Origin of the sequence: Streptomyces shenzhenensis (genome assembly GCF_021462265.1) — a bacterium.
GTDB classification, from domain to species: Bacteria; Actinomycetota; Actinomycetes; order Streptomycetales; family Streptomycetaceae; genus Streptomyces; species Streptomyces shenzhenensis.
Genome location: NZ_JAJONF010000049.1, coordinates 54955 through 74457 on the forward strand (window position 1 = coordinate 54955; position 19503 = coordinate 74457).

At 70.1% G+C, this 19503-nt stretch carries 17 protein-coding genes and 2 pseudogenes; 12 read left to right on the forward strand and 7 right to left on the reverse strand.

Annotated elements, in window-relative coordinates; genetic code table 11:
* Positions 1–578: 578 nt before the first annotated feature.
* Complete coding sequence (locus LQ326_RS39185) at positions 579–716, reverse strand: hypothetical protein (RefSeq protein WP_234543848.1); 138 nt, start codon at positions 714–716, stop codon at positions 579–581.
* Positions 717–937: 221 nt separating this feature from the next.
* Here LQ326_RS39185 and LQ326_RS39190 point away from each other — a divergent pair.
* A pseudogene (locus LQ326_RS39190) lies at positions 938–1195 on the forward strand (LysR substrate-binding domain-containing protein); the annotation flags it as partial.
* 135 nt (positions 1196–1330) lie between these two features.
* Here the strand turns inward: LQ326_RS39190 and LQ326_RS39195 are convergent.
* The gene (locus LQ326_RS39195) at positions 1331–2737 is read right to left on the reverse strand and encodes an MFS transporter (protein WP_234543849.1); all 1407 of its coding nucleotides are present in this window, start codon (positions 2735–2737) and stop codon (positions 1331–1333) included.
* A 229-nt stretch (positions 2738–2966) separates the two neighbouring features.
* Here LQ326_RS39195 and LQ326_RS39200 point away from each other — a divergent pair, with 229 nt between their 5' ends.
* Positions 2967–3722, forward strand: coding sequence for an SDR family NAD(P)-dependent oxidoreductase (locus LQ326_RS39200; protein ID WP_234543850.1), 756 nt, complete (start codon positions 2967–2969; stop codon positions 3720–3722).
* A 50-nt stretch (positions 3723–3772) separates the two neighbouring features.
* Here the strand turns inward: LQ326_RS39200 and LQ326_RS39205 are convergent, their stop codons facing one another.
* On the reverse strand, positions 3773–4588 hold the full coding sequence (locus tag LQ326_RS39205) for an IclR family transcriptional regulator (protein WP_234543851.1): 816 nt from the start codon (positions 4586–4588) through the stop codon (positions 3773–3775).
* A 99-nt stretch (positions 4589–4687) separates the two neighbouring features.
* Here LQ326_RS39205 and LQ326_RS39210 point away from each other — a divergent pair, with 99 nt between their 5' ends.
* From LQ326_RS39210 to LQ326_RS39245, 8 genes are all read left to right on the forward strand, one after another.
* Positions 4688–5254, forward strand: a complete 567-nt coding sequence (locus LQ326_RS39210) for a carboxymuconolactone decarboxylase family protein (RefSeq protein WP_234543852.1) — start codon at positions 4688–4690, stop codon at positions 5252–5254.
* A gap of 96 nt (positions 5255–5350) precedes the next feature.
* Entirely contained in the window at positions 5351–6223 is an 873-nt protein-coding gene (locus tag LQ326_RS39215; RefSeq protein WP_234543853.1) for a fumarylacetoacetate hydrolase family protein, read from the forward strand.
* Positions 6220–7077 carry a fumarylacetoacetate hydrolase family protein gene (locus tag LQ326_RS39220; protein ID WP_234543854.1) on the forward strand — a complete coding sequence of 286 codons (858 nt, stop codon included), beginning with the start codon at positions 6220–6222 and terminating at the stop codon, positions 7075–7077. The genes LQ326_RS39215 and LQ326_RS39220 overlap by 4 nt, the downstream gene beginning before the upstream one ends.
* 12 nt (positions 7078–7089) lie before the next feature.
* The gene (locus LQ326_RS39225) at positions 7090–7884 is read left to right on the forward strand and encodes an SDR family NAD(P)-dependent oxidoreductase (protein ID WP_234543855.1); all 795 of its coding nucleotides are present in this window, start codon (positions 7090–7092) and stop codon (positions 7882–7884) included.
* A gap of 103 nt (positions 7885–7987) precedes the next feature.
* On the forward strand, positions 7988–8743 hold the full coding sequence (locus LQ326_RS39230; protein WP_234543856.1) for a CoA transferase subunit A: 756 nt from the start codon (positions 7988–7990) through the stop codon (positions 8741–8743).
* Positions 8743–9393, forward strand: coding sequence for a CoA transferase subunit B (locus LQ326_RS39235; protein WP_234543857.1), 651 nt, complete (start codon positions 8743–8745; stop codon positions 9391–9393). The genes LQ326_RS39230 and LQ326_RS39235 overlap by 1 nt, the downstream gene beginning before the upstream one ends.
* Before the next feature lie 1038 nt (positions 9394–10431).
* Positions 10432–10767, forward strand: a complete 336-nt coding sequence (locus LQ326_RS39240; RefSeq protein WP_234543858.1) for a hypothetical protein — start codon at positions 10432–10434, stop codon at positions 10765–10767.
* A gap of 254 nt (positions 10768–11021) precedes the next feature.
* Positions 11022–11528, forward strand: a complete 507-nt coding sequence (locus tag LQ326_RS39245) for an SRPBCC family protein (protein WP_234543859.1) — start codon at positions 11022–11024, stop codon at positions 11526–11528.
* Between the two features lie 87 nt (positions 11529–11615).
* Here LQ326_RS39245 and LQ326_RS39250 read toward each other — a convergent pair whose 3' ends face one another.
* The gene (locus LQ326_RS39250; protein ID WP_234543860.1) at positions 11616–11822 is read right to left on the reverse strand and encodes a hypothetical protein; all 207 of its coding nucleotides are present in this window, start codon (positions 11820–11822) and stop codon (positions 11616–11618) included.
* 391 nt (positions 11823–12213) lie between these two features.
* The gene (locus LQ326_RS39255; RefSeq protein WP_234543861.1) at positions 12214–14997 is read right to left on the reverse strand and encodes a helix-turn-helix transcriptional regulator; all 2784 of its coding nucleotides are present in this window, start codon (positions 14995–14997) and stop codon (positions 12214–12216) included.
* 510 nt (positions 14998–15507) lie between these two features.
* On the opposite strand from LQ326_RS39255, the gene LQ326_RS39260 reads away from it, so the two are divergent.
* Positions 15508–15762: a hypothetical protein gene (locus LQ326_RS39260; RefSeq protein ID WP_234543862.1), complete on the forward strand. Its 255-nt coding sequence runs from the start codon at positions 15508–15510 to the stop codon at positions 15760–15762.
* A 288-nt stretch (positions 15763–16050) separates the two neighbouring features.
* On the forward strand, positions 16051–18249 hold the full coding sequence (locus tag LQ326_RS39265) for an FUSC family protein (protein ID WP_234543863.1): 2199 nt from the start codon (positions 16051–16053) through the stop codon (positions 18247–18249).
* 111 nt (positions 18250–18360) lie between these two features.
* On the opposite strand, the pseudogene LQ326_RS39270 reads toward LQ326_RS39265, so the two are convergent.
* Together LQ326_RS39270 and LQ326_RS39275 are read right to left on the reverse strand one after the other, a co-directional pair.
* Positions 18361–19014: pseudogene (locus LQ326_RS39270) on the reverse strand (IS701 family transposase); the annotation flags it as partial.
* Positions 18951–19217, reverse strand: a complete 267-nt coding sequence (locus LQ326_RS39275) for a transposase (RefSeq protein ID WP_434056963.1) — start codon at positions 19215–19217, stop codon at positions 18951–18953. The pseudogene LQ326_RS39270 and the gene LQ326_RS39275, both read right to left, overlap by 64 nt.
* Positions 19218–19503: the final 286 nt, after the last annotated feature.

The window sequence follows — 19503 nt, forward strand, 5'->3', positions numbered from 1 at the left end:
TGGGGCAGCGCTTTCGAACGAGAGGCGCACGAGGCCGTGGGGCGTGCCTGCGGTCTGACCGAGGAGGAGCTCGGCTCCCTGCGCTCCGGTGCCCTGCCGCCCCTCACCGATCCCGACGAGATGATGGCACTGCGGACCACGGCCTCGCTCCTGAGCTCTGACAGCCTGGGCGACGACCAGTACAACGCGGCGGTGTCGGCCATCGGTGAGCGCGGCCTGTTCGAGCTGACGACTCTGGTGGGCTACTACTCCACGCTCGCCCTGCAGCTCCGCGTTTTCGCAGGTGAGGAAGGCGAACCAAGGCCGTCAGCGCCCTGAGGGAAAGCCCGGTCACCCCTCCTGTGAGCGCTCTGCCATCCGTTTCGCGACCCGCGCGATGGTCTCGCGAAGCCACGTGTGCGCCGCGTCGTGGGTGTGGACGGGGTGCCCCCTCGACCAGGCTCACCCCGACCGCGGCATCAAGAAAGGATCTCGCAGGCGGCCGCCGGGGTGCGGGCCGGTACGGGGATCGAGGCGGACGCTCTGCTGACCCGGGTGAAGGCCCGTTTCCCGGGTCTCACGGTGCTCGCCGACATCACCTACGTCGAGCTGGAGGAGGCGCTGGCCCAGGCCGGTTTCCCGCTGGTGTACGAGCGGGAGACCGGGCGCTTCTTCCCGCCGTCGCGGGACGCCGAGCACAGCCGTCCGGCGTTCAGCGGGTCCGTCGTGACCAGCACCAGTGCCTGGTACGACGCCGTGCAGGGCCAGCTGGCGGAGGGACGCGACCCGCGCCGTCTGACGGAGCTGCGGCTCCTGGGGGCGTTGCGCCGGGGCGGTTTCCTCGCCCTGACCGTCAAGGGCTTGCACCTGCCCGGCGCGGCACATCGTCTGGCCTCCCGGTTCGGCATGCTGCCGGTCGACGTCGACGAGCTCTTCCTGACGGCCCTGCGGGAGCTAGGTGGACGCGGCGTTCGGCCGCCTGCGGGCACGGCGCCGGAGCGCGTGCGTGCTGCGCAGCGCGGGGGACCTCGCCTCGCTGGCGTTGGAGGGTATCGGGGTGACCGTCGTGCCCCGCCCGGTGGCCGAGGCCATCGTCACGGCCGACCACGCCGACTGCGTACTGACCCTCGACGACCCGCAGGCACTGCTCCCCCTTGCTCTCGCCCACCGCGATCCCGCCCCGACGTCCCCTGCGGCCCAGGCGTTCCTGCGGCTCGCCCTGGCCCGTCTGCCCGCGGAGACAGCCGTGGGCGCCGACACGCCCACGATGTCCGGCTGGTCCTGGAACCACGCACGGACCGCCGCCTCGCGGGAGGCGGCGGTCCGGTGGCGGCGTGGCCAGGAGTGCGGACTACCGGGAGAGCTCCTCGAGCGACGCCTGTTTGGTTTCCATCCCGAAGCGGGCGGTGACAGCGAGCCCGATGACCAGGACGGCTGCGAAGAGGCCGAAGACCATCGCGATGCCGTGGTCGACTAGGGCGCCGATGACGCTGGGGGCCAGGACCGCGGCGAATCCTCGCCACGAGCTGGCGCTGAGGGTGCCCCAGGAGCGCATGCGGGTCGGGTAGATCTCGGCGGTGTAGGCGTACACGAGCGGGTCGACGGCGCTCACGCCGAGCAGCATCAGGCCGCCGCTGACCAGGAGCGCGGGCCAGGTGTGGAGATTGCCCGTGGCACCGAGGACGGTGGCGAGCAGGGCGCCGGCGAGGGAGATCGCGTATCCGGTGATGAACCAGCGGCGGCGGCCCACGCGGTCGACGGTCGCGCCGACGACGATGATCAGTGCGATGGAGGCGAGGGTGACCGCGCCGCTCAGCAGGCTGGCCATGGCCGGCGAGACACCGACCCGCTTGACGTAGAGGCTCGGCATCCAGGCGGTGCCGCCCAGCAGGGCGAAGAACACGGTGAACCACAGCACCCAGGCTGTGACCGTCCGTTTGCGGTACTGCGTCGACAGCAGCTCGCCGTGCCGGGTCGAGGCCAGGTCGGCGGCCGGTGTGCTCGCGGCGGGTGCGTCGGGCACCGGCGCGGAGGCGGCTGTACCGGCCGCGGCCTCCATGGCGCTGACGATCCGCTCCGCCTCCGGGAGCCGCCCCCGGCGGATGAGGACGCGCGGCGACTCCGGCAGCAGGCGCCAGGCGACGAGGGCGACCAGCAGCGGGGCGCCGCCGATGGCGAACAGCAGGCGCCACGCGGTCTCGGGGCTCGTGGACGCGAGCAGTGCGGCCGCGGTCAGCGAGGTGGCCAGGTTGCCCAGCGGCGAGGCCAGCTTGTAGAGCACGGTGACCCGGCCTCGCTGCCGGGTCGCGACGAACTCGCCGAGCAGGGCGGACGCCACGGGCACCTCGGCGCCCAGGCCGAAACCCTGGACCAGGCGGAAGGCGCCCAGGCTGGTGCTGTTCCAGGACGCGGCCGAGATCAGGGCGAAGACCCCCATCACCACCAGGGCCGCCAGGAACACGCGCCGGCGCCCCAGGCGCTCGCTGACCAGGCCGAATCCGATGGCGCCCACCGCCTGGCCGAGGAAGCCGGCGCTGACCAGCAGGCCGGCCTGGCTGGAGCTGAGGCCGTACGTCGTGGAGAGGGCGCTGAGGACGGTGGCGATGGAGACGATGTCGAAGGCGTCGAAGAAGGTTCCGGCCCCGAGCGTTCCGACAACGCGGGCATGGAAGCGGGAGACCGGTACGTGGTCCAACCGGCTGATCAGCTGGTCGGCTTGCAGAGCTTGTTGGGCGCTCTGCGCATCTGTCACAGCCATGGCGGCAGCTCCTCGTCGAGCTTGCAGGGGGATGCGGCCCTGCGGCGAGATCCAGTCACTTTCACTGATTAAAAGTGGCTTGTTCCATTCGGAAGGAAGTGGAACGAACCAAAGCATCGACCCCGGGGACCGGTCAAGAGGTCGCGGCGATGGACATCTCGACCGCGGCGGGGTTATCTTCCGAGGACCTGATGAAAGTAGCTTTCATTTAACGAAAGTCGAGGATGCCATGGGATGGCTGGGACTGGAAGGCCGCAGGGCGCTCGTCTTCGGCGCCGGAGGGCTGGGGGTCGCCTGTGCCCGAGGGCTGGCCGAGGCCGGGGTGCGGCTGGCCGTGGTCGACATGGACGAGGCGAAGCTGAAGACGCTGCGGGACGATCCGGCACTCGCGGACGCCGATGTACGTGTGTTCCCGGCCGATGTGACGACCTCCGAGGCGTGCGAGGAGGTGATCGCGGCGGCGGTCGGGGAACTGGGCGGACTGGACGTACTGGTGCACGCGGTCGGCACGAACGACCGCCGTCCGGTGGTGGACACCCCGGACGAGGTGTGGGAACGGATCCTCACACTGAACCTGTCGAGCGCGTTCTACGCCGGGCGGGCCGCGGGACGCCTGATGCGTGAGACCGGGGGCGGCAGCATGGTGTTCTTCTCGTCGGTCTCCTCCCGGCTCGCCCACAAGCACCACGCGCCCTACGCGGCGACCAAGGGCGGCCTGGACCAGCTGGTGAAGGTGATGGCCCGGGAGTGGGCGGCCGACGGCGTGACCGTCAACGCCGTCGCCCCGGGCTACACGGAGACCGAGCTGACCAGGGCGTACCTGGACCGGCCGGGAATGCGCGAGGAGATGGTCGGCCTGGTCCCGGCCGGACGCCTCGGTACGCCTGAGGACGTGGTCGGCGCGGTGCTCTTCCTCGCCTCGCGGCAGGCGTCGTTCGTCACCGGGCAGGTGCTGTACGTGGACGGCGGCCGCACCCTCGTATGAGCCGACCGCACAGGCCAGGGCCGCGAGCCGTCCGCTTCCACCGGTCGGCCTCAGCTTCCGCCGAGCAGCTTCGTGATCTCCCGGCAGGCGTCCAGCAGCGGCGGGCGCAGCTCCTCGATCAGGCGGGTGACCGGAAACTCCATCGCGGGCACGGCCACGTTGACCCCGGCGACCACCGATCCGGACGCGTCGCGCACGGGAGCGGCCACGGACCGCAGCCCGTAGGCGAGTTCCTCGTCCTGCAGCGCCCAGCCCTGCTCGCGGATCTCTGCGAGGGCGGGCCGCAGCTCGGTGAGCGACCGCTTCGCGTTGGGACCGTTGGTCCCGGCGAAGGACGCCTTGGTCAGGCACCGCTCCAGCTCCGTGTCGTCGAGACCGGCGAGGAGCACCTTGCCGATGGAGGTACCGACCGCGGGCAGCCGGGAGCCGACCTGGATGTTGGCCGTCACCAGGTCGTTGTTGCGCAGCCGGATCAGATACAGCACACGGTCGTCGGACAAGGTGCCGAGGTTGACCGTCTGGCCGGTCGCCGCGGCCAGCCGGCGCAGCGGCCCGTCGGCCAGCTCCACCAGATCCATGCCGCGCAGCGCCGAGAAGCCGAGCGTCAGGACCTTCGGGGCCGGACGGTAGGCGCCATCGGACAACTGCTCCAGGAAACCCTCGGTCACCAGGGTGGCGGCCATACGGAAGGCCGTCGGCAGGGGGACGCCGGTCTCGGCGGCCATGTCGGTGAGCTTCATCGACGGACGCTGCTCGGAGAACAGCCCGAGCAGCCGCAACCCCTTGGCCAGGGCCTCGACGTGGTAGCTGCGCTTCGACGCGGGGGCCTCGGACGGAAGGGAAGCCGATTCGTCACGCGGCGGCACTCGTGACTCACTTTCTGCAGAGAAGACATCCAATGAGGGACTTTCATTGTACGGAAGTCGATATCACGCAAGGCACCCCTTGCGCGAGAGGAAGAGTTCGTGCGACCGAGACTGACCGGGCTGCTGCCCGGAGAACTGGACGAGGAACAGACGAAGGTCTACCGGTCCATCACCGGCGGCCCGCGCGCGGCCGGACCGCAGGCGTTCGCACTGTCCGATTCGGAGGGGCGACTGCGCGGCCCCTTCAACGCCATGCTGCTCAGTCCGCCGGTGGGCCACGCGGTACAGGCCCTCGGTGCCGCGGTGCGCTACGGCTCCATACTGAGCGACCGGGCGCGGGAACTGGCGATTCTCGCCGTGGCCGCACACTGGAACAGCCGCTTCGAGCGCGAGGCCCACGAGGCCGCGGGCCGGACCGCCGGCCTGACCGAGCCGGAACTGGCCGCACTGCGTGCCGGGACGGCGCCGGATCTCGGCGACCCCGCGGAGCGAGCCGCCCTGCGCGTCACCACCGCGCTGCTGCTTCACGGGGCACTGAGCGACGAGGAGTACGCCGAGACCGTGTCCTGGATCGGCGAACGAGGATTGTTCGAACTGACGACGCTCGTCGGCTACTACGCCACCCTAGCCCTTCAGCTCCGCGTTTTCGCAGGTGAGGGGCCTTGACAGGCCGTAGTGCCGGATAAATACTCAAGTCATGTTCACACAGTGAATGTCACTTTCATTCAGTGAAAGAAACCGGAAGACCAGAAGGCGGACCTCATGAAGCTGATCACCTTCGACGACGGACGTGTCGGAAGGCTTGAACTGGAAGAGCGGCTGGTGCTGCCGCTGGAGGTGAGCAGCACCCGGGAGTACTTCGAGCGCGACGGCCAGGTGGCGGAGACCGGCGATCGGCTGCGGCTGGACGACGTGAAGCTGCGCGCCCCGATCGTGCCGAAGAAGTTCTTCCACACCTCCGGCAACTTCCGTGAGCACGAGGACGAGTCGAAAAACGTCGACTGGTCGCACCCCATGCACAAAGGCATCGTCTTCTTCCAGAACGTCGACGCGATCATCGGCCCCGACGAGCCCGTCATCTACCCCGAGCACCTCACCAGTGAGCTGGACTACGAGCTGGAGATCGCCGTCGTCATCGGCAAGCCCGGCAAGTTCTTCGGGGTCGACGACGCACCCGACCACATCGCCGGATACGTCGTCTTCAACGACATCACCGCCCGCGACATCCAGCGCCGCGAGATGGAGTCCGGCGTCTTCTCCTTCTGCAAAGCCATCGACACCTTCTGCCCCGTCGGCCCGTACATCGTCACCGCCGACGAGATCCCCGACGCGCAGAACCTCGACATGGAGCTGCGGGTCAACGGCGTGGTCCGGCAGAAGTCGAACACCAACCGGATGTCGGTGTCCATCCCGCACCTGGTCGCCTACCACTCCCCGCAGGGATACAGCGCGGGCGACCTGATCACCACCGGCACCGTCCAGGGCGTGGCCGGCTTCAGCGGCGACCCGGACATGTACCTCAAGCCGGGCGACGTCGTCGAGGCCGAGGTCGAACGGCTCGGCGTGCTACGCACCCCGATCGTCAGCTGGCAGGAGGGGCACGGCACCCCCGTACCCCAGAAGGTGGACTGGTGAAGCTCGCAGTACTGAACGGCCGGGCGGTCGTGGTCGACGGCGACCGGGCCGCCGACATCGCACGCGCCTCACAGGGACGCCTGCCCACCGACCCGATGGCCCTCCTGGAGGACTGGCCCCGCGTGCGCGACTGGGCAGCCGAACTGCCCGGGGACGCCTATGACATGGCGGTAGACCCCGCTGCCCTCGGTGCCCCGGTCCCGCGCCCCCGTCAGGTGTTCGCCGTCGCGCTGAACTACCCGCCGCACGCGGCGGAGGCAGGCTTCACGCCGCCCGACGAGCCGCTCGTCTTCACGAAGTTCCCGGCGTGCATCACCGGCCCGTACACCACGGTCGCGCTCCCCCCGGGCAAGGTGGACTGGGAGGTGGAACTCGTCGCGGTCATCGGCCGTGAGACATACCAGGTAAGCCAGGACCGCGCCTGGGAGGCGGTGGCCGGCCTGACCGTCGGCCAGGACATCTCCGAGCGCGTCACCCAACTCCAGGGCAAGCCCGCTCAGTTCAGCCTCGGCAAGTCCTTCCCTGGCTTCGGGCCCACCGGCCCCGTCCTGGTCACCGCGGACGAGTTCGACGACCCGGACGACCTGGAGATCACTGGAATGCTCAACGGCCAGGCCGTCCAGCACGACCGCACCAAGTCCATGATCTTCCCGGTGCCGGAGCTCGTCGTCCGTCTCTCCGCCGTACTGCCCCTGTTCCCCGGCGACCTGATCTTCACCGGGACCCCCGCGGGCGTCGGCAACCGCATGAACCCGCCGCGCTACCTCACCGCCGCCGACGAACTCGTCAGCCGCGTCGAGGGCATCGGCGAGATCCGCCAGCGCTTCACCGCCCCCACGACCTCCGATCGTTGAACAGGGACCCGCATGTCTGAGCACACCTCCGCCCCCATTCCCCGTCGCTTCGAAGACCGCAGCGTCCTGGTCACCGGCGCCGGCACCGGTTACGGCGCCGAGATCGCCGTGCGCGCCGCCCAGGAGGGCGCCCGGGTCGCCGTCCACTACCGCAGCTCCGCCGCAGGAGCCGACAGGACCGTCGCCCGCATCAAGGACGTCGGCGGCGAGGCGTTCACCGTGCAGGCCGACATCGCCGTGCACGCCGACGTCATCCGCATGGCCGACGAGGTGTTCGACCGCTTCGGCGGCCTCGACGTGGCCGTCAACAACGTCGGCGACGTGGCGGGCGACCAGATGTCCTGGCGCGACCTCACCGAGGAGTCCATCGACCACGTCCTCGCCGTGGACGTCAAGGGCACCATGCTCTGCGTCCACGAGTTCGGCTCCCGCATGCTGGAGCAGGGCCACGGCGCGATCGTCAACATCGGCTCCACCGTGATCGTCCGAGGCAGCGCGCGAGCACCGCAGTACGCCGCCGCCAAGTACGGCATCCTCGGCATCACCAAGTCCTACGCCCAGGCGTTCGCACCGGTCGTACGGGTCAACACCTTCGCGCCCGGCTTCATCGAGACCGAGACCCTCCTGAACCGCGCGGACTGGAAGTCCGGACGCCGCGAGGACATGATCGCCAAGACCCCGATGGGCCGCATCCCCGGCCCCGCCGAACTCGCCGGCACCGCCCTCTTCCTCGCCACCGACGACGCCGCCCACATGACCGGCGTCTACCTCAACGCCGACGGCGGCTTCAACATGATCGGCGCCTGACAGGACCGCCCTTCGAACCGGGGCGCGGCTGCCCTGTCAATGCCCTGACTCCCCAGCCGCGCCCCTTCTTTCCCCGCTCTCCTTCTCCCCCAAAGGACCTTCTATGGACAAGGTCTGTGCGAGCGCCGTGGAGGCGGTCGCCGGCATCCCCGATGGCGCGTCGCTGGCCGTCGGCGGCTTCGGCCTCAGCGGCATCCCCGACGTGCTCATCCAGGCCCTTCACGAACAGGGCGCGACCGGCCTGGAGGTCGTGTCGAACAACTGCGGCGTGGACGGCCGGGGCCTGGGGGTGCTGCTGGGCGACGGCCGCATCGCCCGCGTGACGGGCAGTTACGTGGGCGAGAACAAGGAGTTCGCCCGACAGTACCTGTCGGGCGAACTGGAGGTGGAGCTGGTCCCGCAGGGCACGCTGGCCGAACGGCTGCGTGCGGGAGGGACAGGGATCCCCGCCTTCTACACCCCCGCCGGCGTGGGTACCCAGGTCGCCCACGGCGGACTGCCCTGGCGGTATGCGGCTGACGGCACCATCGCCGTGGCCTCCCCGCCCAAGGAAACCCGCGACTTCGCCGACCGCACGTACGTCCTGGAGCAGGCGATCACCACCGATTTCGCGCTCGTGCGGGCATGGCGCGGCGACCGCCACGGGAACCTGGTCTTCCGCAAGGCGGCCGCCAACTTCAACCCGCTCGCGGCGATGGCCGGACGCATCACCATCGCCGAAGTCGAAGAGCTCGTGGAACCGGGCCGGTTGAGCCCGGACGAGGTCCATCTGCCGGGCATCTTCGTCCAGCGGGTGGTGAAGCTGACGCCCGCCGAGGCCGGCGACAAGCAGATCGAGAAGAGGACGGTACGACTCTGATGGCCTGGACCCGCGAGCAGATGGCCGCCCGCGCCGCCGCCGAACTCACCGACGGCTCCTACGTCAACCTCGGCATCGGCCTGCCCACCCTGATCCCTGGCCACCTCCCGCCGGAGGTCCAGGTGGTCCTGCACTCGGAGAACGGCATCCTGGGCACCGGCCCCTACCCCCGCGAGCACGAGGTCGACCCCGACCTGATCAACGCGGGCAAGGAGACCGTCACCGTCCTTCCCGGCGCGAGCTTCTTCGACTCGGCGACCTCCTTCGGCATGATCCGCGGCGGCCACATCGACACCGCCGTCCTCGGCGCCATGCAGGTCTCCGCCGCCGGCGACCTGGCCAACTGGATGATCCCCGGCAAGATGGTCAAGGGCATGGGCGGTGCCATGGACCTGGTCCACGGCGCCCGCCGCGTCATCGTCCTGATGGAACACACCGCCAAGGACGGCACCCCGAAGATCCTCAAGGAGTGCACCCTCCCGCTCACCGGCGAGCGGTGCGTCCACCGCATCATCACCGACCTCGGCGTCCTCGACATCACCGAGGACGGCCTCGCGCTCGTCGAGACGGCACCCGGCGTCACTGTGGAGGACATCGCCGCCCGCACTCAGGCACCGCTGCACACCACCAACGACGCCGCGGCCGCCTGATGAACTTCAGGGACGTGCGGCGAAGTACCGGGCGATGTCCTCGATGTCCTCATCAAGCGCGCGGCGATTCCGTCCGGTCCGAGCTGGTGGTCGAGGCGGAGCAGCGCGAGCGTGCGTCCTGATCGCCGCGGGCTACTGGTCCGGGCTGGCGCTCTCCCGTCGGCTGGGCGCGGCAGGCCGCGTCGCCTGGCTCGCGGTCCTGGTCGCGCTCTGGCACCTCCGGGCGCAGGCCGGCGTAGTACATGCCGGCGAAGAACCCGCCCGCCGACGCGCACCGCAGAGGGCTGATCGAGCTGGCCTGACGACGCTGCCGGGAACGCGCTGATCCTGCACCGCGCTCTGCCGCAGGCGGGCAAGCGGTGGACCGACAGCGGCAAGTTTCACGACGAGCGAGGGCGCCCTCGCCCTGTAGGGTTCCAGAAGTGACGTACAGTATCTGACCAGGCACTTTGCGACTTCGGGCGATCACGGCAAGCTCGGACCCCATGGCACTGCGCATGCTCTACCTGGTCTTCCTCCGACTCCTCGGACTGCTCCTGCTGCTCTCCCGCTCGCAGCAGACCAAGGACGCCGAGCTGCTCGCGCTGCGCCACGAGAACGCGGTGCTGCGCCGCCAGCTCGGCGTCCGGCCGCTCCTCACCTGGCCGGACCGCGCAGTGCTGGCCGCCCTCGCCCGGCACCTACCCTCCCGGCTGCGCCGACGTCGCCTGTTCACACCCGGCACCCTGCTCACCTGGCACCGGCGACTACTGCGCTGGAAGTGGAAGCAGAAGCCCGCACGGACCGGCCGCCCGCTGCTCTCCGAGGAACTCACCGCCCTGATCCTGCGCCTGGCCCGCGAGAACCCGACCTGGGGGCTCAACCCGTATCCAGGGCGAGCTGCGGCGCCTGGGCCACCGCGTCGGCGCCTCCACCATCCGACGCATCCTGCGCAGCGCCGGCCTCGGCCCCGCACCCAGACGAAGCCGCGGCGCCCCGACCTGGCGCGAGTTCGTACGCGCCCAGGCCTCCGGCCTGCTCGCCGCCGACTTCTTCCACGTGGACACCGCCACGCTGACCAGGCTGTACGCCTTCGTGGTCATGGAGGTCGGCACCCGCACCGTGCACATCCTCGGCGTCACCGCCCACCCGACCGCAGCCTGGGCCACCCAGCTCTCGAGGAACCTGCTCGCCAGCCTCGCAGACCGCGCCGCCCGCTTCCGCTACCTGCTACGCGACCGCGACAGCCGCTACACCCAGGCGTTCGACGCCGTCTTCACCGCCGACAACATCGAGATCCTGAAGAGCGCGCCACAGACACCGCGGATGAACGCCCACGTGGAGAGGTTCATCCGCAGCGTGCGGGCCGAGTGCACCGACCGGATGCTGATCTAAAACGAGCAACACGCACGGCGTGTCCTCGCCGAATACGCCGAGCACTACAACTCCGGAAGGCCGCACCGGGCCCTGCACCTTCGCGCACCAGCCGACGATCCAGACGTCATCCCCTTCCCACCCAACACACCCAGCGCCACGACGTCCTCAGCGGACTCATCCACGAGTACCGCAACACAGCCTGACGAAGATCACGACAGTCTGGCGAACGCCCAGCTCAACGCCTGTGCGGGACTTTTGGCACCCAACACGCCTTGACCACCACCACCGCAAACGACCCCATCGAGGCCCTGGACGCGGCCGACTTCGCCTTCACCAGGCACGCTTGGGTGGACGCCGCGCCCGCTCTCGTCTACGAGCTGGTCAGCGAGGTGTCCGCGGTCAGCCGCTGGAGCCCCGACGCCGACGACATCGCGTTCGACCCGGAGGCCGGCCCCTGGGCCGGCGCCTGGTTCAGCGGCCGCAACCGCAGGGACGGCAGGGTGTGGACCAGCCGCTCCCAGATCGTGCGAGCCGATCCCGGAACAGCTTTCGGCTTCGTCGTCGGCGGCGCGGAGAACGGCATCGTGCACTGGGAATGGACCCTCACCCCGCAGGGCCGCGGAACCGTCGTCCAGCAGTCCTGGCGACTGCTCCGCCTCGATCCGGTGCTGGGCACCACCCGCACCAACCTGGACGCGCTCCGACGCCACATGACCATCAGCGTCGAAACCACCCTCACAGCCCTCGCCCAGTGGCTCGCCGAAGAACGCCGGAGATGACACACCGTATGTCGTCCTGCGCCCGACGCCGACGTGGTCGGGGCCGAGGTTGGCTACCGTTTCCGCATGGGCAAGCGATCTACTTGCTCAAGAACTCTTGCGGAGGGCTGGGAGCGGCTGGTCGCAGTACCGTTCGAGTTCCTCGGTCCGGCCCTGGCCGCCGCGCTTGAGCCAGCTGGTGGTGGCGGTGTCGAGGCACACAAGCGCGCCACTGATCGCTGATGAACCGCTCGGTCCGGCCGCCCGGTTCGCCCGGAAGGAACCGGGCGCATAACCGGGTTCGGACTCGGCCATGTCGGCTGTGTCGGCTCCGTGTCCGGTGGCGTTCGTCGAGGACCGGATCGAGTATGTCGATCCGGTCCTCTGTGCCGTCTCGTCGGCGCCGGTGGGCGAAGTTCTCGACACGGTCGCGGTCGCAGGTTCGGGGGCGTGAAAGGCAGGCCAGGGCTGGACGGCTCTCACGCCCCCCCAAGGGCGCACGGGCGCAGGGGTAGGGCGCCCGGGTGAATCCCTTGTGCGATTCGACGAGCTCATGCGGTCTCTCGTCGTCGCGCGCTATGAATCTGTCACGCGGAATCCGGTCGCGGTATCTGTCAGCCGACTGCACAGCGAAGGCCGTCGCCCTGTCGGGAAACTCCCGGCAGGCGGCACGCGCGTCAGCGCGTATCCGAGGCGTATTCGGCTGTCAGCCCTGGACCCCGGTATCTGACAGGGTGCCTTCGAGCACGTCGCGGAGTTGCGAGCGGGCGGTGATGCCCAGTTTGGGGAAGACCCGGTAGAGGTGGGAGCCGACCGTGCGCGGTGAGAGGAACAGTTTTTCACCGATCTCGCGGTTCGTCAGGCCGCGGGCAGCCAGCTGGACGATCTGCTGCTGCTGGGGGCTGAGTTCGGTGAAGGCACTGGGCACGACGTCGGTCGCCTCGATACCGGCGGCGCGCAGTTCCGCCTGTGCCCGCTCGGCCCACGGCCGCGCGCCGAGGCGCTGGAAGGTTTCCAGAGCGGCGCTCAGCAGCGGACGGGCCTCGGCGATACGGCGCCGGCGCCGGAGCCACTCCCCGTAGTCGAGCCGGGTCTGCGCCCGTTCGAACGGCCACTGCTCACCCGCGGACTGTGCGAGCGCGGCCTGGAAGAACGGCTCCGCGTGTTCGGGATCCGCCAGCAGGGCGCGGCCCCGGTCGATCAGTGCGGCCACCCGTGCCGACATGCCCGTACCGAGGCGCCTCGCCGACCATTCCAGCAGCTGTGCGGCGTGCTCCTGCCGTCCGCGGCGGACGGCCGCAGCCGCGAGTTCGGCCAGGACGGTGTAGGAGACGTGGTAGTGGACCGGATCGCCGTCGACGGTGAATGCCGAGCGGAACTGCGTGTACGCGGTGTCGTAGTCGCCCTCGGCCACGGCCGCCAGCCCCAGGGCACGGCGGGCGAAGACCGCGACGGAGCGGCTCTCCAGCGGATCGACCAGAGACAGGGCTCGCTCGGCGAGTCGGCGTGCGGCGGCCGCGTCGCCGAGCAGGGCGACCACCGTGGCGTCGAGTGCCTGGGCACACCCCTCGGCGTGGTCGAGTCCGGCGGCCGATGCCATGGCTGCGATGTCGGCCGCCACCGAGCGGGCCTCGGCCCACCGGCCCTGCTCCAGGTGGGTCCAGCCGACCGCGCATCCCAGTCCGTCCGGGAGCGGGCCGTGGGCCTGCCACTGGTCGAGCGCCTTGTCGAAGGTCTGGGCGGCGAGGGTGGTCTGATCGAGCAGCCAGGCGACGATGGCCAGCGCGGTCAGGCGCTGGGCGTCGCCCTTGGCCTCGGCGATGAGCCCGGGCAGCAACGGTGCGAGGGATGCTCCTGCGCCGCCGGGGTCGGAGACGGCCATGACCCAGGCGTGCAGCGCCGCTCCGGCGGCGTCGTGGGGCATGCCGGAGAGCAGGCTCTGGATCTGTCGCTGCTGGGACTCCTCGCCCGAGTAGTAGCGGACCACCGCTGCTGCGGCCAGCGCGTCGAGCACGAGGGGCGATCGGGTGTTCGCTGCCTCGTCGGCGACGCGCATGAGCAGGGCGAAGGCTGCTGTGTGATGGGGGCCCAGCGACATGAGCCGGCCGGTGGCCAGCGCGGCTTTGCCCCGCAGTGCCGGGTCGTCGGTGCACTCGCGGACTGCGGCGGCCAGGTGTTCCACCCAGCCGAGCTGCCCGGTAAAGACGGCGCTGGCAGCGGCTTCGGTGAGCAGGCGCGCCCGGTCCTCGCGGTGCGGGCTGAGTTGCGCGGCGCGCTCCTGGGCCGCGGCGGCGGCCGCAAAGCCACCCCGGCGCCGGGCACGGTCGGCCGTCTGCTGCAAGGCGGCCGATACGTCCTGGTCGGGGCGTACGGTAGCGGCGGCCAGATGCCAGGCGCGGCGGTCGGGCTCCTTGCGCAGCAGTTCCGCGAGAGCCAGGTGTGCCTGGCGGCGTTCCACGAAGGGCGCGGCATGGTAGACGGCGGCGCGGACGAGCGGGTGACGGAAGACGATCCTGGTTCCGTCCTGGCGTACGAGACCGGCCCGGTCCGCTGGCTCCCATGCCTTGTCGTCCGCCTCGGGCAGTCCCACGGCTGCCGCCTGCGCGTCCGCCGCGTCGGCGGCCGCGAGCAGCAGCAGGATGCGGCGGGTCGGTTCCGGCAGGTCGGCCGCGTGCCCTGCGAAGATCCGCTCCAGCCGGTCGGTGACCGGCAGCGGGCCCTCCACGCTGCGGCCCTCGGGGTTGCGGACCGCGGTGGCGTGGGCGAGTTCCACCAGGGCCAGCGGGTTGCCGGCCGCCTCTTCAAGGATCCGCACGCGGGTTCGACCGGTGGGCGGTGTGGGCTGCCGGTCGAGCAGCCGGTTGGCGGCAGCACCGTCCAGCGGACCGAGTTCGAGGCGCTCGTACCCCTTGTCGAAGCCGGGCAGTACGGCCGCGGTGCGGACTCCGAGCAGCAGCGTGACGGGCTCGCTGTCCATGCGCCGCGCCACGAAGGAGAGCACGTCCAGGGATCCGCGGTCGGTCCACTGGGCGTCGTCGACCACGACCAGCAGCGGGGCGGTTTCCGCCAGGTCCGACAACAAGGTCAGAACCGCCAGACCCACGATCATCGTATCGGGGGCCTCGGCACACTCGTCGAGCCCCAGGACGGCGCGGAGCGCGGAGCGCTGCCGCGACGGCAGGCCCTCCGCGGCACCGAGTACCGGGCGGAGCATCTGATGAAGGCCCGCGAATCCTAGGTGGGCCTCGGATTCGCTCCCCACCGCTCGCAGCACCCGGCCACCCGCACTCCGTGCGCGATCGGCCGCGATGCCGAGGAGTGTGCTCTTTCCGGCACCGGGGTCACCCGTGAGGATCAACACGTCGCTGTGGGACCGATCGGCGCCGACCCGCCGGACTATTTCTGCGGTCTCGGTTTCCCGGCCGACCAGCGTCAGACCGGAATTCCGCGTCGAGCGCTGGTCCCCACGAGCCTTTCCATCGTTTTCCACGGATGCTCCAGGAATTGAGATACCCCAGATACTAGCGTGGGAGAACCGCGGCAACGCCTGCGGGAGCGGCCTCGAAGCCGGTCAGAAGCACGTCCGAGCGCAGTCTGTCGGCGACAGGCAGTCGTCGTCCGGGATATTCCGGCCATGGCATCCACGGAGTTCTCCCGGAGTCCTGGTTTCGCCCGCGGAGTCGCGCGCCGCGCGGACATCGTGGCGAGGCGAGTGCAGACCTCCGCACACCTCGAACCGTACGTCTCCGCACCGTCGGCCTCGGGATCGCCACGGCAGGACAACCGGCCGGCAGGCGCAAACGCCCCATCCGGTGGCCGACCAGCACCGATGCAGTCACGTGACGCATACCCCCGGCTGTTCGTCCGACCAGAATCGTGAAGCGAGCACGGTCGCGCCTTTCCGGGTCGGCGGGCAGGCACGATCGTGCGTCGCCGGTGGCGTCGTGCCATCACAGACGGAAATCGCGGAAACCGCACATCTCGACCGGAAGGCGCTGTCATGGTTACTGAACGCTCGTGGCTGGTCGGACTCGGGTTTCGCACTCCATGCGGTCGGCTCGTACGCCACTTCTACGTCGTCGACGGCATGGCCGGTCCGGAGCAGGCCCATGAGGCTGCTCTTGAGCGGGCAAACGACCCGAGCGAACGCGCGGCGCACGGAAACCTGCGGCTCGATGACGGCTGTGTCGAGATGCGCCGAATGTCGCGTGAGCTTCTGGGCGCCTGGCGGCTGTCCGCCCCAAGTCCGGCGTAGCCCCTTGAGCCCGGAAGCCATCGTCGACGGGTGCAGGCCTGTCAGCGCTGCGCGGTCGCCGACGCCGGCAAGGAACGCCCACGTGCTGCAGAACCTCCGAAAGCAGTCACCCGACGCATACCGGACGGAACCCCGCATGCCGAGACTGGTGACGCGGGCGGTGGCCCGGTCAGCACCCGAAGGCTCCCGCACGGCTGTGCACACGCGAAAGGACCTACGGAGATCCCCATGGTGGCAAGGACAACGACATCGTTGTGGGACCGGTTCGCGGCCTTCGACCCTGGGCTCGTGCGTCTGACCTCCGCGATGCGCGCCGTGCTCGGTACTGCCGCGACCCTTGCCGTGCTGACAGCGCTGCGAGCGCCCGAGACGGCGCTAGTGGTCGGCGGCTTCACCGCGATGACGACTTCCCTGGCCGTTAGCGACCTGCACCCGCGCAACCAGCTCATCACGCTCGGACTCGGTGCTCCGCTCTCCCTCGCGTCTCTGGCCGCCGGAGCCGCGCTGACGCCGTACCCGACAGCAGCCAAGCTGGTCTTCCTGGTGGTGATCTACCTTGCCGTTCAGGCCCGCCGGTTCGGCCCGCGAGGGCTGGGCTTGGGGATCTTCGGTTTCATGGCCTTCCTGCTGTCTCAATTCACCCAGGCCCGGGCAGACCGCCTTCCGGACCTCGGGGCATCGGTACTGGTTGCGTCCGGGGCCGTCACGGCCGTGTGGTACTGCGTGGGCCCCATCACGGCGTCCCGAGCTTTGAGGCGGCTGCGGCACGCATTCGACGTGCGTCTGCACGATGTCCTCCGGGACACGGCTGCGATGGTCGCCACCGGGCAGGACGTCGACACCCGGAGCCGCTCGTTGCAAGACCGCCTCGACACACTGCACGCGTCCGTGCTGCTGATCGAGGACTTTCTCGACGAGCGCGCCGTCGACGAGGACACCGAGGCTCTGCTGCCGCACCTCAGCCGGGTGGAGGTGGCCGCGCAGCGCCTGGCCGTACTGACGGTCCGCGCGGTCCGCACCCCGGCCGCACGCAATGACCTGGCGGGACGGACGGCGCGACAGCGGCTCGCCCGGCGGATCCGGGCTCTCCGGCACCAGCCCACCGGGGGAACTACTTGCGCAGCCGAGCGGTGCGCAGAGGGGTACGAAGGCGGCCCGGCGAACCAGCCGACCGGCTCCGCACTCGTGCTGGACTGCTTCCCCGCGGTCGACGAACTTACCGAAGCCCTGCGGGTTCTCGGCCCACGCGACCGCCCGGCAGGACGCCGGACACCTCCACGCAAGCCCGCCTCACCCACCTTCGGGGCGCTGCCGCGCAAGGACACAGACACCGAAAGCCTGAAGCGGGGAGCCACCCGTCAGGCGTTTCAGGTGACGGCTGCCTCGGCCCTCGCCATCGGAGGCGGCCATCTCCTGTCGCCGCATTTGTGGTACTGGGCCGTCGCGGCCTCATGGGTCGTCTTCATCAAGAACGAGAGCACCGGCGAGGTACTGCTGCAGAGCCTCCGGCGGCTGGCGGGCACTGTCCTCGGCGTGGTGTTCGGCTACGGCCTCGCTGCCCTGGTCGGCGGAGACGGCCCCGTCCTCCTGCTCCTGCTCCTGCTGTGCATGTTCGGGACGTTCTACACCCCGTCACAGGCCTACTGGGCCGTGACGTTCTTCATCACCGGCACGCTCGGCATGCTGCTCGCGCTGATGGACACCTTCTCGACACACGTGCTGCTCCTGCGCGTCCAGGAGACCGCACTGGGAGTGTCCTGCGGGATCCTTGCCGCCGTCCTCGTCCTTCCCACCACGGTCCGCCGGGCCAGCGACGAGGAACTGGTCGGCTTCCTGCAAGTCCTCGACCGCCTCCTGCGAGCCGTCGCGGCAGGAAGCACGGACACGAAAACCCCGACGAGCCGGGTCCGCGCGGCACACGACCTCGACCAGGCACTGGAATCCTTCCGCAAGGCCTGCCTGCCTCTCACCCATCCGCTCAATCCGCAGCGCCGCCGCCGTCACCACGCCCGCCACCTGCTGGAACTCCTTGAGGCCGGCGCGTATCACGCGCGGAGCCTGGCCGCCACGGCCGAACGTCTCCCGGCGGGCCACGTCCCGGAGTGCGCCGCCCGTCTCACAGCTGCGGCCGACCGCGCGCACGAGACCGTGACCCACCTGATCCGCGTCACCGGCCACCGACCCGAAAGCGCCTCACATACGGCACGCGCCACGGTCGTCAGGGCACTGTCCCTGCTCTCGGAGGAGCAACGCGTGAGCCGCAACTGGCCGTCGCCGGAGCATCGCCTGCTGCTGCACATCAATCGCCTCGACGCGACCCTGACCGCGCTCGTACGAGCCTTGGACCCACTCGCATCGGACCCCGACCGCACCACCGTGGCCCCCTCCGAGAGCATGGACATCCCCTCGCCGCACGGCCCGGTCCAGGCTGCCGCAGCGAGTTGCGCCGACCTCGCCGACCGGTGCGAACGCGCCCAAGCCGGCTAGTAGTGCTTGGTCAGGTCGGTGTGCGGGTGGGTATGTCGCGGTTGCAGGTGGGGCAGGCGCCGGTCCAGGTTGCGAGGAGTGTCTGCAGTTCGCGGACGACTTGGTAGAGGCTCAGGCCGGCGCCGGGTGTTCTGGGTCTCGGGCCAGTCGCTGCAGGGTGCAGAAGGCATGCGCGACGGAGACGAGGGTGACGTGGTGGTGCCAGCCGCCCCAGGTCCGGCCCTCGAAGTGGGCCAGGCCCAGGGCCTCCTTCATTTCCCGGTAGTCGTGCTCGATCCTCCAGCGGAGCTTTGCCAGCCGGACCAGCGTGGTCAGCGGGGTGTCCTCGGGCAGGTCTGACAGCCAGAACTGGACCGGCTCGCTCTCGCTTGCGGGCCATTCGGCCAGCAGCCGGCGCACGGGCAGTTCCGGGCTGTCCGTGGCCTGCCGGATCTCGCGTCCGGCGGGCCGGATCCGCAGGGCCACGAAACGGGAGTACATCCGCTTCCGGCCGGAGCGGCCGGTGCCCGGCCTGGAGCCCTCCCTCCACTGCACCGGCCGTGCGGCCTTCCGGCCGGCCGCGATGACCAGCTCTTTCACCGACCGGGCAGGGTCGGGGTACTTCGGCACCGGCGGACGCCCGTTGCCCGAGTACGGCTCACACACCGGGACCGCGTCGGCGGCCTGTCCCGACATGGTGGTGGAGATCCCCACCACGTACTTCAGGCCGCGGTCCCGCAGCCCGTGCCGGAAAGCCGCGGCGTCGCCGTATCCGGCGTCCGCGACTTGCGTCGCCCGTCGGTCAGCAATCCCCGCAGGTAGACCTGCCCCCACCGGCGCTGGTCCTTGCGCGCAAACGGCTCGAACACCTCCGCCGCGAACGCCTCCAACTCACCGCGCACCACAGCAATCTCGTCCGGAGTCACACACTCCCAACGCCACACCAAGCCCGGAAGACACGCACCACCACAACCGACCTGACCAAGCACTACTAGTGCCGCATCAGCGAACCTTCGCCCCGTCGGAGTGATGACGATTCTTGGAAACGACCAGGGCTGCTCCTCGCATCACTTGATCAAGTCTGCAAGCGAGTGGGGAGGTTCGGTGAGCGCCGGGGCCGGGGTGAGGCTGGGGCCGCCCGCTCGTTCTGAGTCCGGGCCGCGTCGTCCCGGCCTGATGTCCTGGTTCCAAGGTCGCGGTGGAGGTGGGTCCATCGGCCGACGCGCGCCCAAGCCTTTGAGGTGATCATGTGGGTTGTCAGCTCGGGTCACGTCC

What these genes read in the sequence shown, in the direction of transcription:
- LQ326_RS39195 (WP_234543849.1), bottom strand. Translation starts at nt 2,737, where the DNA reads ATGGCTGTGACAGATGCGCAGAGCGCCCAACAAGCTCTGCAAGCCGAC.
- LQ326_RS39200 (WP_234543850.1), top strand. Translation starts at nt 2,967, where the DNA reads ATGGGATGGCTGGGACTGGAAGGCCGCAGGGCGCTCGTCTTCGGCGCC.
- LQ326_RS39215 (WP_234543853.1), top strand. Translation starts at nt 5,351, where the DNA reads ATGAAGCTGATCACCTTCGACGACGGACGTGTCGGAAGGCTTGAACTG.
- LQ326_RS39225 (WP_234543855.1), top strand. Translation starts at nt 7,090, where the DNA reads ATGTCTGAGCACACCTCCGCCCCCATTCCCCGTCGCTTCGAAGACCGC.
- LQ326_RS39230 (WP_234543856.1), top strand. Translation starts at nt 7,988, where the DNA reads ATGGACAAGGTCTGTGCGAGCGCCGTGGAGGCGGTCGCCGGCATCCCC.
- LQ326_RS39235 (WP_234543857.1), top strand. Translation starts at nt 8,743, where the DNA reads ATGGCCTGGACCCGCGAGCAGATGGCCGCCCGCGCCGCCGCCGAACTC.
- LQ326_RS39250 (WP_234543860.1), bottom strand. Translation starts at nt 11,822, where the DNA reads ATGGCCGAGTCCGAACCCGGTTATGCGCCCGGTTCCTTCCGGGCGAAC.
- LQ326_RS39260 (WP_234543862.1), top strand. Translation starts at nt 15,508, where the DNA reads ATGGTTACTGAACGCTCGTGGCTGGTCGGACTCGGGTTTCGCACTCCA.